Below are 16306 nucleotides of genomic sequence, written 5' to 3'. Positions count from 1 at the left end.
ACTAAAGATTGAAGTGTAACATGTACATTACTTTTAGATAAATTTTAAGGAGAATAATTTATGTCTACAGAATATATATTACAAAACTTGGAGTCTATACTAACTAATGAAAATTTTATTGGAATCGGTTCAACTAGAAAGGTTTATCGTTACAAAAATTTTGTTATTAAAATATTTTTACATAAGTTAGGGAATTTGCAAAGCTTAAATGAATTAGATATGTATAAATATTTAGAAGAGCGAAATTTAACTAAACATTATTGCCCCAGTGTTGTTTATTAATGAAAGAATGATTATTCAACCCTTTTATGAGCAGCTACCGTTAGAGAATTACCAAACTTATGATTTAGATTTAGAGGGCGATATTAGATTAACTAAAGATTTAAAAACTGCGTTGAATATTATTGATAAAGAATTAGATGGCTTTGATTTTTTTGATAGTGGAAATTTCGGGCTTGATGCGGATGGAAGCTTAGTTTTAATTGATTATGGTATGACTAAGGCGATGTATGAAAAACAATGGGTTCCATTAGCAGAAGCGGGTGTTTTACCTCAAATATATTTTGAGAAATGTTCGGTATGTCATATCGAAAAGGGCTTAAGAATGTATGGAAAGCTTGATATAGATAAAAGATGTGTAGCTTGTGGAAAAGAATAAATTAGTATTCTTCTATATTTAGTAGAATTATTAATGAATAAAGTTTTTATTATATCAAATAGTCCAATTCAGGAAGATCTCTTGAATTGGATTTTCTTTTTCTCATATTTCCATGTTAGTAGTATCTAGTTCATCGGAAACTCTATTCGCTGAAATGAATAAATACGTTTTTCAACACTTATGGGGCAGTTCAGTTTATTGTTTCTTTAATTATTGAAACATAAAAGGAAGAGCAATATTTTTCAGTGGTTTTCTAAAACAATTGCCCTTAATAGAAAATTACTTATTGTAAAAATTCAATCGTTTTACCTGTTCTCTCAGCAGTAGGTTTTCCCATAATTTGCTCAACAAGATAAAGTGCCATATTAATTCCAGAGGACACTCCACCAGAAGAAATGATGTTACCGTCATGTACAACTTTGTTATCTGATAGCACTCGGATTTCAGGATATTTTTCTTGTAATACTTTTAAAGCTAAATGATGAGTTGTTGCTCTCTTGCCATCTAATAATCCCGTTTCTCCTAAAATATAGGCACCTGTACAGACTGAACATATGTATTCAATGCTTTTGTATTGAATTATCCAATCTATTATCTTTTTGTTTTTAGCTATGGATTGTACTGCCCTTAAAGGACCACCAGGAATTATCAAAATATCTAATTCGGGACTATTATTAATACTGAAATCAGGTTTAACTTTTATTCCTGAATGAGTTTTTATTTCTGTTCCTGTTTCGGTAAGTGTAAATACTTCAAATGGTCGCGTTGGCAATAATTCCTTTTTGTAAAGAGTAAGTGCTTGTTCCGCTTTATTATTAACAGTTAGTGCTAACACTTCAGCAGGACCAGCAAAATCTAAAATATCTACATAATCATAAAGAAAAATTCCCACTTTGCGTCTTTTCATTATTTAACTCTCCTTTCGTTATTTGATTTCAATTTATTATTCAATTATATTTCTTGTAAGATATAGCAATATATCCCTCAAAGGGCACCTTCAGTTAGTATAACAAGAAAATCAACAAAAACTTTTAACTTATTTTCGAATATTTTTAAAATGAACAAAAAAGACCATCAATTATGTGCCTGGAGCAATAGATTGTGGGAGCGCATCTATCTTTCAATAAATAAGAAGGCAAAATAAAATTCCGATAAATGCTAGGACAAATCTCACAAACACCGTCTTTTTCATTGAGAAAAATGGTGTTTTTTTAGTATAATGAAAATTGATTTCCTTTCCGGTGGTACTTTCCAATGATACGTAATGAGCTGGTAGAATAAGACTTCGTGCTGTTTTCGTAGAAGTCATTCATCCTATCTTGTTAATTCATGTATTATCAAATTTTTATTATATGTGGTCGCAGATGTTTTAAAATAATCGGGTAATAATGTATATAGTGAAAAGAGAGTGGCAAAAGTCAGAGATATCTTGTTTTGCGGATATTTATAAAATGAGTACTTGTAATAATATTCGTTAGTTTTAAAAAGGTACTCTAATTTTGTTCCTATGGAGTGAACAGGAGATCCTATTAAATAAAGGAAGTGAATTAATGGATTGGTTTGGCAATATTCTAGGTGATATAAATACAATTTTATATTCATATGTATTAATTATTTTGTTAGTGGGAACGGGTTTGTTTTTTACTATTAAAACTAAGTTTATTCAATTTAGATTAATCCCAGAAATGTTTAAACTTATTACTGAAGCAGCACCAAAAGATAAGTCAGGGAAAAAGGGTATTTCCTCTTTCCAGGCCTTTACAATATCTGCCGCTTCACGTATTGGAACTGGTAATATTGCTGGGGTTGCGACGGCAATAGCTCTTGGAGGTCCAGGTGCTGTATTTTGGATGTGGATGATTGCGCTAATTGGGGGTGCATCTGCACTGATTGAAAGTACATTAGCACAAGTATATAAAGTTAAAGACAATCGTACTGGATTGTTTCGTGGTGGTCCGGCCTACTATATGGAAAAGGGCTTAAATAAAAGATGGATGGGCGTTCTTTTTGCCGTTGTTATTACAGTTACTTACGGTTTTATTTTTAATGCAGTACAAGCCAATACGATTTCAATTGCTTTTGAAGAAAGCTTTGGTACTAATCGTGTTGTTGTTGGTTTAATAATGGCTGCTATAACAGGAATTATTGTCTTCGGTGGATTAAAGCGTATTGTAAACTTTACTCAAATAGTTGTTCCGGTTATGGCAATTTTGTATATTGTCATTGCACTTTTTGTTGTAATCACAAATATTTCAGAACTTCCGAATGTGTTTGTCCTCATTATTAAATCTGCCTTTGGATTGGAAGAAGCCTTTGCGGGAATGTTAGGGGCAGCCATCATGAATGGGATAAAACGTGGTCTTTTTTCCAATGAAGCAGGGATGGGTTCTGCACCTAATGCAGCAGCAACAGCATCTGTTTCTCACCCGGTAAAGCAAGGCTTGATTCAAGCACTTGGTGTATTTATTGATACCTTAATAGTTTGTACGGCAACTGCGGCAATCGTATTATTAGGTGATGCATATCTTCAATCTGACGCTACTTCCGTAAATTTAACTCAAGCTTCTTTAGTTGAAAACCTAGGCAATTGGGCTGGTAGCTTTTTGGCGATAATTGTATTAATGTTCGCTTTTAGCACGGTTATTGGTAACTACTACTACGGTGAATCGAATATTGGATTTATTAAAGAGTCTAAATATGGTTTATTTGTATTCCGTATAGTTGTCGTACTCTTTGTTATGTTTGGTTCAGTTGCCAAAGTACAAGTTGTATGGGATTTAGCGGATCTATTTATGGGCATTATGGCAATCATAAATTTAATCGCTATTCTGATGCTTTGGAAAGTAGCAAAACCAGTTATTCAAGATTATTTAAACCAACGTAAGCAAGGCAAAGATCCAGTGTTCTATACGAAAAACGTACCTAATATTGGAGAAGTTGAATGTTGGAGAGAAGATGAAGAAATAGAGGAAAAACGCTAAATTTTTTTATTTTAAAAGGAGTGACCAATTTATTGGGGTCACTCCTTTTTGTATGTTAGGCATGTTCATAATCTTGGCGCTGCAAGTTTGCTATGCAGGGACTTATTTTTTTATCGGATACTTTTCTAAATCCTTACTTGCCCGATTTACCATTGCTGCCATTTGTCCTCTTGTGACATTGTCAAATGGGTAAAATCCACCGTCTTCTTTCCCTCTAATAATGCCTTTACTACTTAGTTTTAGAATATCTTCATACGCCCAGAAAGCTTTTGGAACATCATAAAAAGGAGACTCAACCGTATTATTTACTGGGTAATCTAAAACTCTCGATAAAATGGCTGTGAATTGCGCTCTTGTAATTTTGACATTTGGTTCGAAGATTTTTTCACTTGTTCCATTTACAATATTGTATTTATGGGCAATTTCAATAGCGCGTTTTGCCCAATGGTTCGTTGGAACATCTTTAAAGTAGTTAGGTACTGTTTCGGTTGTTTTGTCTAAACCGATTGCGTTTACTAGTATAGCGGTAGCTTGTGCTCTTGTTAAATCACTATTTGGCTCAAACATATATTCGTTCTTTCCGCTAATCCAGCCTTTTTTATAAAGGGCCATAATATCATTCTCAGCCCAATGATTTTCTGAATCTAAAAAATTATGCTGTCCATTCTCCCAAGCCGAGTAAAAATTCCATATTCCTTTATCTGCTTGAGTTAATTCCCAACTACCAGTTCCTCTTAAATTGTATTTCTCTACTAATCTTAATTTATATTTTAAAGAGGCATCATTTTCATACCATATTGTATAATTTCCTGGTGTAAGTTTTTTGCCACCGACATACGTAGGGGAATCACTGCTTTTAACTTTAAATTTAGCATAAGGTGATTTGGCATCATAATCAAAATAGAATTTTCCATTATGTTTATTCACTATGCCTTTTACAGCGTTATTCGGAATACCATCGCCACCTGTTGCTTCACCATCTTTCCAAATCCGACCGTAAAAAGGAAGGCCTAATACAATTTTATTCGGTTTAACTCCTTGCTTTAATAATTGTTTAACCGATTTTTCAACAAAAGGTAAACTTGCGACAGGACCAACCGGACCACCATTATAACTTTCATCATATGCCATTAACATTAAGTAATCGCTATACTCACTAAGTTTTAAATAATCATATGAACCATGCCATCCGGCTGTCCATCCATTAGGATTTGCAGCAACTGCAATAGATAATGTTTTATCTTTCGGCAATTTCTGGCGTAATAATCGAATAAAATCTGTAAACGCTTCTTTATCTGTATAGTTTAAATTTTCAATATCAATATCGACACCATCTAAATTATTTTTCACGACAGAATCCGCTAATTGAGTAGATAACTTGTCTCGGTTTTTCATTGCGGTTTGACCTAATTTACGATCCCAGTGGTTGGAGATAAATGGTACATCTTTTAATCCTCGACTATGTAATGCTTCTATTAAACTTTTATCTACTAATGATTTCAGGCTGCCGTCAGCGTTTAATTCATAAAAAAGTGGTGTAGCTGTATTTAACGCACCATGAGTCGAATCTATATTTTTTATGTAAGTGCTATTAGTACCGCCATATAAATATGACATATGTACATCATTTACCGAGGCATTAGCACTAAAAGGAGAAGCTAATAATGTCGTTACCAACGCGGGGACTATTAAGTATTTTTTTAGTTTATTATTCATTAAAATCTTCCTTTGCAATAGATTATTAACAAACTTATTATCTATTACATTGGTAGACATTATCAATTATTAAAATGTGGTTTCGTTGGGTGTTTTTGTGAAACTATGAAATTAAGTTTGAACAATGGCAAGAAAGGACAGTTCGTAAAAAAGAGGGGGCTATTTTAGAGTAATGGGGAATGCCATGCCCTGAGAAATGTCGAAGCTGCAATGTTTATTCGACATTTCCAAGGGGATTGCTATTTTAATTATCCACGTTTTTCTAGATTTTTAGCGGTTTTACTTTGGGCAACATCCTTCTGGTTTTTAAAGGTGCCCATTAAAAAATCATATGCTGGATTCGTCACACCATACCAGTAATTTTCATTTTTGAAGTGATGCAATAAATGTACCTTTTTCATCCAACGTCCCCATGGTGATATTGGTTGAAGAGGGCGGTGCGCGATATAATGCTTCCATTCGTAATACAATAAAAAGATCATAATACCTGCAATAAATGCGTTTGTCATAATCCAGCTAGATGTAAAGAAATAAAAAATACCGCCTGCAATGGCAATATTGGGCACACTATACCATAAAGGTAAAAATAATAAATGTAGTTCATTTGGATTTGCATGATGATCATAATGTAGCCGTTTTAGCAATTTTAACAAAAAAGGACTTTTTGGCGGCTTTAAATGAAAAACAAATCGGTGTATGGCATACTCAGCTAAGGAATACGTAATCATTCCAATAATAAAAACACCTAAAATTACGATAGAATTAAAATGATAAATCATAAATCCAAAGCTAATGAGAAATAGACAGCTCATGACTAATACATCAGGATAGGAAAAATATTCTTTTAAATATTTTAATTTCATTGAACTTACCTCCAGCCTTTATTATTTTTTTCTTTCTTTCCAAAGGGCCAAGCTTTTCTCCATTGTGCTTTTAGACAAACTTTCCGCTTCCATCGCATCCCCTTTTAATGCCGCTCTTAATAAATCGTTGTAATAGGCGAAGGACAATTCGCGATAATCTTTAATAGAAAAATACCTTTTCGCCATATTTACATAAATAGAATCGAAGCTATTTAAAATGAGTAAATAGATTGGATTAGCAGCAAGACCGGCACACTTTTTTTGCAAATCCCAATCGAATGTCGCATAGCTTTCTGCACAATCTTCTAGCTGCTCTAAATTGGCAAGAAGAGCCACCACTTTAGGTTGATTAAACGTCACAGCATCACGAATGTAAGTTGGAGTTAACGAACTTCTTAATTCTAATAAATGTAAAATAAATTCATCTGTAATGGCACGTTGATTTTCAATAATATCCACTAGTGTCGTTAAGTTCCCCTGGCGCCAATAATCATTAACAATCGCAGGCATTCCTTTTCTCCCTGTTATCCATCCACCCCTTTCTAAATGCTGAAGTGCCTCTCGAATAGTTGGACGGCCAACACCAAATTCTTTCGCAAGCTCTCTTTCCGGCGGTAGGGTACTTCCTACCGAATAAGAACCATTCAATATCAATCTAATAAATTCATTCTCAATTTTATTTGAGGAGCGTTCTTTTTCTTTCAAGCTATCGTCTCCTTTATTTTGCGGTAATACATGTTATATACAGTGGTAATACCAAAATTATATAATGGTTTAGAATTTTCTGTCAATAGGGGATTTTGATGGATTTTTTCGAACTAGCGACGTTTTGTGTGAACTATCTTTAGTTTTGCTAGGAAATATGTCATTTAGAACAGTTAAAAACAACTTCTGAATAAAGAGTATAGTATCCTCATATAATGAACATTTTGGCGAGTTGACTCTATTTGTATTATAATAATAGAGTCAAATTGATATAGAGGGAGTAGAAAAGAATATGTTAGCACGATACAAAGTATTTAGTTTTGTTTTTAGCCTGATGGTAGTAGCTTTTGTTTTAACGGGCTGCGGAACGTCAAACGAAGATGTGAATACAGCAGGAGCAACAAATGAAAGAGCTGATTATCCATCAGATGTGAAAGAAAATCCGATTGTAACGATTACGATGGACAATGATGAGAAGATAGTTATTGAATTAGAGCCAACTATTGCACCTAATACGGTTGCAAATTTTATTTCGTTAGTTGAAAAAGGGTTTTATGACGGATTAATTTTCCACCGCGTTATTCCTGGCTTTATGATTCAAGGTGGGGATCCTTTAGGGAATGGAACAGGTGATCCTGGCTATTCAATTAAAGGTGAATTCTCGAATAATGGGTTTGAAAATAATTTAACACATGAACGTGGAGTGATATCAATGGCCCGCGCCCAAGATCCGAACTCTGCCGGATCGCAATTTTTTATTATGGTAGAAGATTCACCGTTCCTTGACGGAGAATATGCTGCTTTCGGGAAAGTACTTGAAGGTATGGAAACAGTAGATGCAATAGTTGCTGCTGAACGAGATGAAATGGATAAGCCATTAGAAGATCAACGAATGAAGAAGGTAGAAGTAGATACGAAGGGCTTTGACTATCCTGATCCAGAAGTACAAAAATAGGATAAATGAAAAATTCAAGACCTTAAGTTCGGTAATATACTGGACTTAGGTCTTTTTTGCTTTCAATAGAAATGCAGCGACTCATGCTAAGAAGCTCTTAAGATTCGGCCTTAATAATAACAAGCAGTCGGTAAATAATATAAATCCCCAAATAGCTCCCTGTAATTAAGAAATAAGGATTCAAGAAAATAGCATGAATATTTGTCATAAAAACAGTTCGATCTTTAAGAATTTCATAAATGGCAAGAGAAGCAATATTCCCGAAAATAAGGGCTGACAATATAGCAAGGGCATTAAATAAAATTCGAGTTTTCCCGAAAAATCTTTGCATAACAAACATAGCTATCGGCAAAAAAATACTCATTACAACTAATATAAGCTTCATAACATCACCTCGAAATAGAACCAATCTTAATTGCACTTATAATTTACCATTTCACAAATATCATGCAGATGCTTGAAAAAAAGGAATAGAGAAATGGATATATATGCTAAAATTAGTTGAGTTCAAACAAAATCATGCGAGGTACTATCTATGCCAGTAAAATTTGATATTACATATACAATTAAAGATCTTCAGAACAAGGGAATTATTCAATTAAACGAACAAGATATATTGATGATGAAGGGGACTACGGAAGGGCTTGTATATACACTATGTGAAAAAGGTGAACCGAAATATGTTGTGAAGCTTGATCACCAAGAGCAGATTAGTCATGTAGAACAATTTCTAACTACATACGATGAGATTAGATTATTGCCTAAATTACTGTACACTGACCCTAATAAGGAATTTATTGTGTATTCATTTATTGCGGGTACTACTCATTTTAATCGCGGCTCGAAGGTTAAGTGGATGTCTACTTTAGTTAAAGATCTGTTCAACAAGTATCAACATTGCGATCAGGCTGCTGATTGGGGCAGGTTAGGGATACCGAGACAATCTTGGCATGAGTTCAATAAAATTAGTGTGGATGCTGCCTTTAAAAATATCGGTGATTTGCTACCGATTGACGATTACTACATAGTTAAAGCATTGATTGAAAGAAACGGCAAAGATGAACACAAACAATTAAAGTATTTGCTTCATGGGGATACGGGTGTTCATAATTTTGTGTTTAGTAATGAAGAATTGACTGGTGTAATTGATCCTTCACCAATGATTGGACCAATAATTTATGACTTTACGTATGCCTTCTGTTCATCACCAGACGATTTAAACATAGAAACATTACGTACATCCTACTCGGGCCTTAATAATGTCGAAATAGATGAAGCAAGGCTTATTGAAGAAGTAGTCGTTCAGTTATATACACGAATCGGCATTTGTGCAAAGGTTCATCCGCAAGATTTAGATGACTATTTGAAAGCCTGGGACTATTGGAAGGCTATGTTGAAATTAATTTAACTAACTTTATTATATTGGAGGACTTGGTAAACTCCATTAGTATGGGGCTACATATAATACAGAATGTAATTAACATTGAAATTTATATAAGTTCAATTTAAAAATGGTAAAGAAATGTTAGGTCACAAAATGTATTGTGAAACAATGTACTTCGATATTCTACAAAGAATTTAATGTAAAGGATGAAACCATTGAGTAGAATCGAATTTATACGAAATGAAGAGAAGCAATATCACGATTATTGTTATGATAACTATAAATTATTTGAAAAAGGTTCGTGGTTATACAAACCTGTAAAAACGGTGACCGATTTATTAAATTTATTTGATGATAAAGAGAACGTAAAGGTTCTAGATTTAGGTTGTGGGGTCGGTAGAAATAGTATTCCTATAGCTGAAGTACTCAAGCGAAAAAACGGGAAAGTCGTTTGTGTTGATTTACTTGATTCAGCATTATTAAAATTAATGCAATACAGTAAAGAATATAATGTTGAAGAAGTAATTCTCACGGAAAAAGCTGATATTGGTAACTATGAAATAAAAAGAAACCATTATGATTTAATAGTTGCCATTTCAAGTTTAGAACACGTTCAATCAGAAGTAGCTTTGAATAAAACAATTCAGCGGATGGCAAATGGGACTGAGAGCGACGGAATAAATTGCATTATCGTGAACTCTGAAGTGATAGAAATTGATGTAGAAACTAACGAGAAGTTAGATGCACTTATAGAAGTAAATCTTTCAACAGAAGATATGATTAAAAAAATGAGTAGCCTCTATACAGGATGGGAAGTATTAAATTTGAAAGTAAAACCGTTAGAATACAACATTATTCGAAATGGAAAAACTGTATTATTAAAAACTAACGCAATAACTTATGTTGTTCGAAAAAATAATGAATAGTTCTTAAATTGAGTTGCATATGCAGCTCTTTTTTGTTGAACGAATCAGAAAGGATTATATACGTTCGGAACAAACGAATGAATAATGTATGGTAATATAGATATTAATTACATAAAATTGATTAAACAAACTTGAGAGGTTATTTATAAAAATCGTAGAAGTATATAGCATAGTGGAAATTGAACAAGAGAAATTTTGTTCTAAATGCAAGTTTATTTTCGTATATCACGATGAATCGAATTATTAATATATCGGTATTAATTTCGTTTTGGAGGGTTTAAATTGGTGAAAATTACATTAGTGCCACATCATAAAAAATATGCAAAAGCAATGTCAACTCTATCTTCAGCACCTCAAGTTAAAGATGTATTAGGAATGACTAACAACCAAACATCACTTGAGGGAACTATTGATTTTATTGAATTTATTAATGAACAACAAAAACTAGGGAAGGAATATTCAAGAGTTATTTTAAACGAAAATGAAGATTTAATTGGAGTTATAACACTTAAAGATATAGATAATGTCAATAAAACTTGTCATATTGGTACTTGGATAGGGTATGAATATTGGGGGAAAGGTTATAATGCATTAGCGAAGTCGGAAATATTGTATACTGCTTTTACAGAATTAAATTTAGAGTACGTCTTTGCGGGGGCAAAATTATCAAATATACGTTCCATAAAGGCTCAAGAAAAGCTAGCTTATATAAGAACGGATGTACAAACAGAGTTTCCAGGTGAGCATAAAAAATTAGAGTTTCAAGTAAAAGCTCCGTGTATTTTAAATGTAATAGAGAAAGATATGTTTCTTAATTGGCATTTAGAAAATAATCGATATAGTTAGTGCAATAAGGGCTTCGTAAATATCGGAATTTTTAATTAATAATTTAATCTACCATATAAAATAAGAGCATGTTTTGATCAATCTTTTTTCAAAACATGCTCTTTAGATTTTTTCTCATTAGGGTTGATGGTATTGTTCGAAAAATAGTTTTTCTACCCCATTTTTTAGCTTGTGCAAAAAGTATATGATATAATTTCCTGTAAATGGAATAATTTGAATCGAGGTTATCATTTTATTTTCTGCTAGTAGACCAGCCGGAATTATTTTCATCTTTTACAATGCTGATTTTTATCAAAATATAATTTACAGTCGTTTTCATGTACTCAGGCAGACACTTTATTAACGGAGGTAACTTATGATTGAACAAATATTAAAAGAAATAGTCATATTAAAAAATCATCAGCAAATTATAAAAATCAACAAAGGATTTTCCTTAGAGGAAAAATATATTATTGCTTTACCCGACTCTGCAGAAAAGTATTTACTAAGATTTTTTCCTGTTAATCAACTAGAGGGAAAAATAAATGAATTAAAGATATTAGAAAGAATGCAAAACTTAAATGTAAAAGCTACCAGGGCAGTTGATGCGGGAGAGGTTGCAGGGAAAGGCTATATGATAACAACTTTTATAGAAGGAGAAGATGGAGAAGAGGCTTTACCTATGCTGGCTTCTTCTGACCAATATCAAATTGGATTTGAAGCAGGTAGAGAACTTTATAAGATGCATCAGTTAGAAGCCCCTAACGATATTCAGTCATGGTATGAAAGAAAAAGAACCAAACATTATCGGTACATAGATTCTTATAAAAAATGTGGCATAAGGTTTGAACAAGATGAAAAGATTATGGAATTTATCGATCAACGCATAAATTTAATGTTAGAGCGTCCTAACATTTTTCAACATGATGATTTCCATCCATCTAATCTTATTATAAAAAATGATCGTTTGGCAGGGATTATTGATTTTGGCCGTTACGATTATGGAGATCCTATTCATGAGTTTTTAAAAGTAGGAATGTTTACAAGAAACATCAGTATTCCTTTTTCAATAGGTCAAATTAAAGGTTATTTTAATGGAGAAGCCCCTACGGAAAATTTTTGGAACTTGTACTCTCTTTACTTGGCAATGAGTATATTTTCATCGGTCGTTTGGATATTAAAAGTGGCTGAAAATGATATAGACAATATGTTAGAAAAAATAAATGTCATATTAAAAGATCATGAATATTTCAATAATACACAACCAAGTTGGTATGAAAAATTTGGAGGGCAAAATAATGAAAGGTAATAAAAAGGAAATACAAACAAAAGATAAATCAATTAGCTATACGCATATTGAAACGGGTTCCAAAACTATTTGCTTTTTGTTTTCGGGTTCTGGATACAATTACGATAAGCCTCTGTTTTACTATTCGACTATGGTAATGCTTGAAAATAAAATGGATGTCGTTCATGTCCATTATTCCTATGAAGGAAGCTGGTGGGATAAACCCATTGAAGAAATGTCTACTAGAATGATGGAGGATATACAACCAGTAATAACGGAAGTCCTTCAAAGTAATTCATATAGTGAAATAATTTTTTTAGGTAAATCTCTTGGAACAATTCCGATTGCTATACACCTAATGGAAAAAGAGGAATTTGTAGATGCAACAATGATTCTCCTTACACCATTATTACAGTTTGATTCGATATTTGATTCAATATTAAACAGCAAACATAAAGGAATATTAGTAATTGGTGATAAGGATCCTATTTTCAATTCAAATCAAATTGAACAACTAAATAACTCAAAAATAGAGATAGAGATTATCAGAAATGCAAATCATTCATTGGATATTGGAAAATATGAGACTACTAATTCAATAGTAGCTTTATCAACTGTCATGGAAAAACTAAATGTAGCGGTTGCGTCTAAGACATTTTGAGCAGGGACAGTTGCAACTTGATTACTAGTGAAGGGAGAATAATACAATGCATTTTGAAGAATACGGCGATACGAGCGCTCCATTATTGATGTTTTTACATGGTGGTGGCGTTAGTGGCTGGATGTGGGATAAACAAGTTCAGCATTTTACCAATTACCATTGCATCGTACCTGATTTACCTGAGCAAGGAAAGAGCGGCAATACCGAAAATTTCTCCATAAAAAGAAGCGCGGAAATGTTACTCGCTTTAATTGAAGCAAAAGCACAGAACAAACAAGTTATCGTCATCGGCTTTTCATTAGGAGCACAAATTGCTGTCCAAATGGTAAGCATGAAATCTCACATGATTGACTATGCCATCGTTAATAGTGCGTTAGTTAGACCAATGCCATTTAGTAAAAGCTTTATTAGCCTCTCTGTGAAATGTACATATCCACTCATTAATATAAAGTCATTTTCAAAACTCCAAGCAAAAACACTTTATGTAGATCAAGACTATTTTGAACAATATTATAGGGACAGCGCGGCAATGAAATGTGAAACGCTCGTTAGAATATTACAAGAGAATATGGCATTCCATATACCGGAGCAATTCCATAAAGCAGAATCTAAAATTCTTATTACAGTAGGTGAAAAAGAGAAGGGGATTATGAAAAAGTCGGCTGCTGATTTAGTAAACAATAATCCGAATTGTAAAGGCGTAATTTTGCCTAATATCGGACATGGTGTTTCATTAGCAAAGCCAGATTTCTTTAATCGGATGGTTGAAGGGTGGATAAAGGAAGAAAAGCTGCCAGAAGGTAAAGTTATAAGTTAAGATGGCGTAATTAAATTTTATTAGCTTAGAGGAATTGTGAAATTAGGACACCACCTGCATTTTTATTCCTTAGTTGTTTTCAGAAGCTTACCGCTCGCTTACCGCTCGCTTACCGCTCGCTTACCGCTCGCTTACCGCTCGCTTACCGCTCGCTTACCGCTCGCTTACCGCTCGCTTACCGCTTCAAGCAGAGGCGAGCAGACGCTTCCCAAAACAAAAAAGTTTCGATTTTCTAGAACTGTTTGCATGAAATTCCGCTTCTGCTCAATTGTTCGTTGTTTAATTCAATTGTAAATATTGAATCATTTCTACCCGGTTACCAAAGGGGTCTCTAAATTCAAACCGTTCAAAATTTGGAATAGGTACCGCATCAAGTATGTGTATATTCTCATTAGACAATTTTGTTCGCCAATATGATATATCTTCAACTTCATATGCAATATGTGCTTTAGTTGTCAATCGATCAAAACCATCTTCAGTTCCTACATGGACATCTCTATCTCCGACTTTTAACCAAAATCCTCCACGTCCTTTTAGCGAATCGGGTTTCTCAACTTCTTGTAAACCTAAAATGCCACAATAAAAATCCTTACCCTCTTCTTCAGTCCCTTTTGGAATAGTTATTTGAACGTGATGTAAACCTCTAATCATTTTACAACCCCCTCGGAATTCGAAATTTTTCGAAAATGTATTCTCTTTTAATAATACTAAACAATATCCGAAAAGAAAAACTTATATTATTTATGTAAATCCATAAGTATTTCTTATGAGTAAATTCGGAATTTAGATTTTTTTTACAAAAGAAGAAATCATTGAGGGGCTACTTATTAGTTTATTATTGTATGACTTACTGCACTTCATTTTACAGTTCGACAATGAGAATTATTGAAGTGGCATGTAAACAATGTATTATTTTTTGATGTAATGCAGCATTGCCAATTGTCCAAGTTTTTCAACTTTCGTTAATGTAAATTTCGTTTCAATATCACCGCCAGTATATAGAGAGATTCCTTTCCCTAAAACGATGGGTGCAATTGCGAGTTGAAACTCATCGATTAAATTTTCCTTGAAAAACTCTCGTGCTAAATTTCCACCGCCAATTAGCCAAATATCTTTTCCGGGCTGTTCTTTTAAGTCAGTAATGAACCTCTTTACATTTTCGTTTACAAATTCGGCATATTCATCTTTACCCTCTACAGATGTTGAAAACACGTAATTAGTAAAGTTCGTATAAGGATAATCTATATCGAATCCACGAATTACATCATACGTTTTTTTACCCATCACAACTGTATCAATTCTTTCAAGAAGGGCACTGTATCCATTATCTCCTTCAATTTCTGTTGATTCTAACCACTCTAGAGTGTCATCCTCGTTTGCAATAAAGCCATCAATTGAAGTTCCAATGTATAGTATGATTTTGCGTTCTTGTTTCATTTTTAACATCCTTTCGTAAGTCCGTAAATTTCTACATGATTATATGTCTTAGACGGAAAATATCCAAGTGACATGTACAAAATATGCATCAATCCAATAAATTATCGGATTGATGCATATTCGTCTTACTTTATAGGATAGATACTTTTTGTTTTTTTAATACAAAAAGCAGCATTATGATAAAGAGGGAAATATAAAGTAACGTATAAAAAATACTCTCGTTAAGACTATATATGTGTGACAAAGGATGGAAAGAAATCATATCTCCTGACGATTTTTCAAATAAAATAGGTAACATTGATTTCTGAATATATAGTGGTAAATATTCACTGAAAGACAAATCATGTAAAAATAAAGATTCTATTATTGGATACGCAATTCCTATAATAATTCCTGTAAATAGGCTTTTAGTGATTACTGTAATGAATGCTGTGAATATTCCCCAGAGGAAAAGACTAATGAACGTTCCAACAATTTGAAGTAATGATTGGTCTAACATTATTTGTTCGTTTGAAATAATATCAACAGGCATATCAAAAATACGTGGTGTAATAAAACTCATGATATAACCCGTTACTATGCAAATACTTAAAAAAAGAACAATGATAGTTGCAATGCTAAATATTTTTCCTAATAATATCTCAACTTTTGTCATTCGCCTAGACCGTAATTGTTTCACTGTTTGATGGCGATATTCGATACCGAAAAGGAAAGCTGCTATTATCGCAATAAACCAAGGACCGAACGAATTAACTATCGCCAGTGAATAACCAATAGCATTTGATGGGCTAACTACATGTAGTGGATTTCTTAAAGGATCACTAATATCAGCAGTCGCTAGATAATTAAGAGTTTGTTGAACACTAAAAGAGCTGTTTTCTAAAAATGAATTAAAAGATTGTTGAAATTGAAGCCCAACGTTTACATAGCAATAGATAAGAAATATTACATATAGTGAAATTCCCCAAATAAAAGGAGATCGTTTAAAAAGTTTCAATAATTCTCTTTTGTATATCGCTACTGTTACCATCCTTTCTCTTAGATTTTTCCATAATAAAATTGTGTTTACCAAAACGCATATGACTATGAT

General features: G+C 33.0%; 18 protein-coding genes. 10 read left to right on the top strand and 8 right to left on the bottom strand.

Translation table 11 applies throughout. From position 1 onward, the window contains the following. Nucleotides 1-60: 60 nt before the first annotated feature. Both AAFN87_RS06045 and AAFN87_RS06040 read left to right on the top strand, forming a co-directional pair. Nucleotides 61-282, top strand: a complete 222-nt coding sequence (locus AAFN87_RS06045) for a hypothetical protein (RefSeq protein WP_347790147.1) — start codon at nt 61-63, stop codon at nt 280-282. After that, the gene (locus AAFN87_RS06040) at nt 272-658 is read left to right on the top strand and encodes a hypothetical protein (protein WP_347790146.1); all 387 of its coding nucleotides are present in this window, start codon (nt 272-274) and stop codon (nt 656-658) included. The genes AAFN87_RS06045 and AAFN87_RS06040 overlap by 11 nt, the downstream gene beginning before the upstream one ends. 283 nt (nt 659-941) lie before the next feature. On the opposite strand, the gene AAFN87_RS06035 is transcribed toward AAFN87_RS06040, so the two are convergent. Further along, a complete protein-coding gene (locus tag AAFN87_RS06035; protein ID WP_347790145.1) occupies nt 942-1565 on the bottom strand; it encodes a DJ-1/PfpI family protein in 624 nt (207 codons plus the stop codon). 643 nt (nt 1566-2208) lie between these two features. Here AAFN87_RS06035 and AAFN87_RS06030 point away from each other — a divergent pair. Continuing rightward, nucleotides 2209-3639 carry an alanine/glycine:cation symporter family protein gene (locus AAFN87_RS06030; RefSeq protein WP_347790144.1) on the top strand — a complete coding sequence of 477 codons (1431 nt, stop codon included), beginning with the start codon at nt 2209-2211 and terminating at the stop codon, nt 3637-3639. A 102-nt stretch (nt 3640-3741) separates the two neighbouring features. Here AAFN87_RS06030 and AAFN87_RS06025 read toward each other — a convergent pair whose 3' ends face one another. The 3 genes from AAFN87_RS06025 to AAFN87_RS06015 form a co-directional block, all read right to left on the bottom strand. Then, a complete protein-coding gene (locus tag AAFN87_RS06025) occupies nt 3742-5355 on the bottom strand; it encodes a glycosyl hydrolase family 18 protein (RefSeq protein WP_347790143.1) in 1614 nt (537 codons plus the stop codon). 248 nt (nt 5356-5603) lie between these two features. Further along, nucleotides 5604-6218: a sterol desaturase family protein gene (locus tag AAFN87_RS06020; protein WP_347790142.1), complete on the bottom strand. Its 615-nt coding sequence runs from the start codon at nt 6216-6218 to the stop codon at nt 5604-5606. A gap of 21 nt (nt 6219-6239) precedes the next feature. Next, on the bottom strand, nt 6240-6923 hold the full coding sequence (locus tag AAFN87_RS06015; RefSeq protein WP_347790141.1) for a GntR family transcriptional regulator: 684 nt from the start codon (nt 6921-6923) through the stop codon (nt 6240-6242). A 292-nt stretch (nt 6924-7215) separates the two neighbouring features. On the opposite strand from AAFN87_RS06015, the gene AAFN87_RS06010 reads away from it, so the two are divergent. After that, nucleotides 7216-7878: a peptidylprolyl isomerase gene (locus tag AAFN87_RS06010; protein WP_347790140.1), complete on the top strand. Its 663-nt coding sequence runs from the start codon at nt 7216-7218 to the stop codon at nt 7876-7878. A 97-nt stretch (nt 7879-7975) separates the two neighbouring features. Here AAFN87_RS06010 and AAFN87_RS06005 read toward each other — a convergent pair whose 3' ends face one another. Then, nucleotides 7976-8263: a transposase gene (locus AAFN87_RS06005; RefSeq protein WP_347790139.1), complete on the bottom strand. Its 288-nt coding sequence runs from the start codon at nt 8261-8263 to the stop codon at nt 7976-7978. A 150-nt stretch (nt 8264-8413) separates the two neighbouring features. On the opposite strand from AAFN87_RS06005, the gene AAFN87_RS06000 reads away from it, so the two are divergent. The 6 genes from AAFN87_RS06000 (at nt 8414) to AAFN87_RS05975 (ending at nt 13779) form a co-directional block, all read left to right on the top strand. Next, nucleotides 8414-9286, top strand: a complete 873-nt coding sequence (locus AAFN87_RS06000) for a hypothetical protein (RefSeq protein ID WP_347790138.1) — start codon at nt 8414-8416, stop codon at nt 9284-9286. Nucleotides 9287-9477: 191 nt separating this feature from the next. Continuing rightward, nucleotides 9478-10188 (top strand): class I SAM-dependent methyltransferase, encoded by a 711-nt coding sequence (locus tag AAFN87_RS05995; RefSeq protein WP_347790137.1) that lies wholly within the window; start codon nt 9478-9480, stop codon nt 10186-10188. 282 nt (nt 10189-10470) lie between these two features. Next, nucleotides 10471-11034, top strand: coding sequence for a GNAT family N-acetyltransferase (locus AAFN87_RS05990; RefSeq protein WP_347790136.1), 564 nt, complete (start codon nt 10471-10473; stop codon nt 11032-11034). 355 nt (nt 11035-11389) lie between these two features. After that, entirely contained in the window at nt 11390-12322 is a 933-nt protein-coding gene (locus AAFN87_RS05985) for an aminoglycoside phosphotransferase family protein (RefSeq protein WP_347790135.1), read from the top strand. Then, nucleotides 12312-12962 carry an alpha/beta family hydrolase gene (locus tag AAFN87_RS05980; RefSeq protein WP_347790134.1) on the top strand — a complete coding sequence of 217 codons (651 nt, stop codon included), beginning with the start codon at nt 12312-12314 and terminating at the stop codon, nt 12960-12962. The genes AAFN87_RS05985 and AAFN87_RS05980 overlap by 11 nt, the downstream gene beginning before the upstream one ends. Before the next feature lie 46 nt (nt 12963-13008). Next, entirely contained in the window at nt 13009-13779 is a 771-nt protein-coding gene (locus AAFN87_RS05975; protein WP_347790133.1) for an alpha/beta fold hydrolase, read from the top strand. A gap of 279 nt (nt 13780-14058) precedes the next feature. On the opposite strand, the gene AAFN87_RS05970 is transcribed toward AAFN87_RS05975, so the two are convergent. The 3 genes from AAFN87_RS05970 to AAFN87_RS05960 all read right to left on the bottom strand — a co-directional run bounded on the left by AAFN87_RS05970 (nt 14059) and on the right by AAFN87_RS05960 (nt 16246). After that, nucleotides 14059-14430, bottom strand: a complete 372-nt coding sequence (locus tag AAFN87_RS05970; protein ID WP_347790132.1) for a VOC family protein — start codon at nt 14428-14430, stop codon at nt 14059-14061. Between the two features lie 258 nt (nt 14431-14688). Continuing rightward, a complete protein-coding gene (locus AAFN87_RS05965) occupies nt 14689-15216 on the bottom strand; it encodes a dihydrofolate reductase family protein (protein ID WP_347790131.1) in 528 nt (175 codons plus the stop codon). A gap of 130 nt (nt 15217-15346) precedes the next feature. Then, complete coding sequence (locus AAFN87_RS05960; protein ID WP_347790130.1) at nt 15347-16246, bottom strand: ABC transporter permease; 900 nt, start codon at nt 16244-16246, stop codon at nt 15347-15349. Nucleotides 16247-16306 lie beyond the last annotated feature (60 nt).

The organism is Solibacillus sp. CAU 1738 (genome assembly GCF_039888725.1).
Classification (GTDB): Bacteria; Bacillota; Bacilli; order Bacillales_A; family Planococcaceae; genus Metasolibacillus.
The sequence above is the reverse complement of the archived record's forward strand: the minus strand, read 5'-3'. Positions and strand labels throughout refer to the sequence as shown.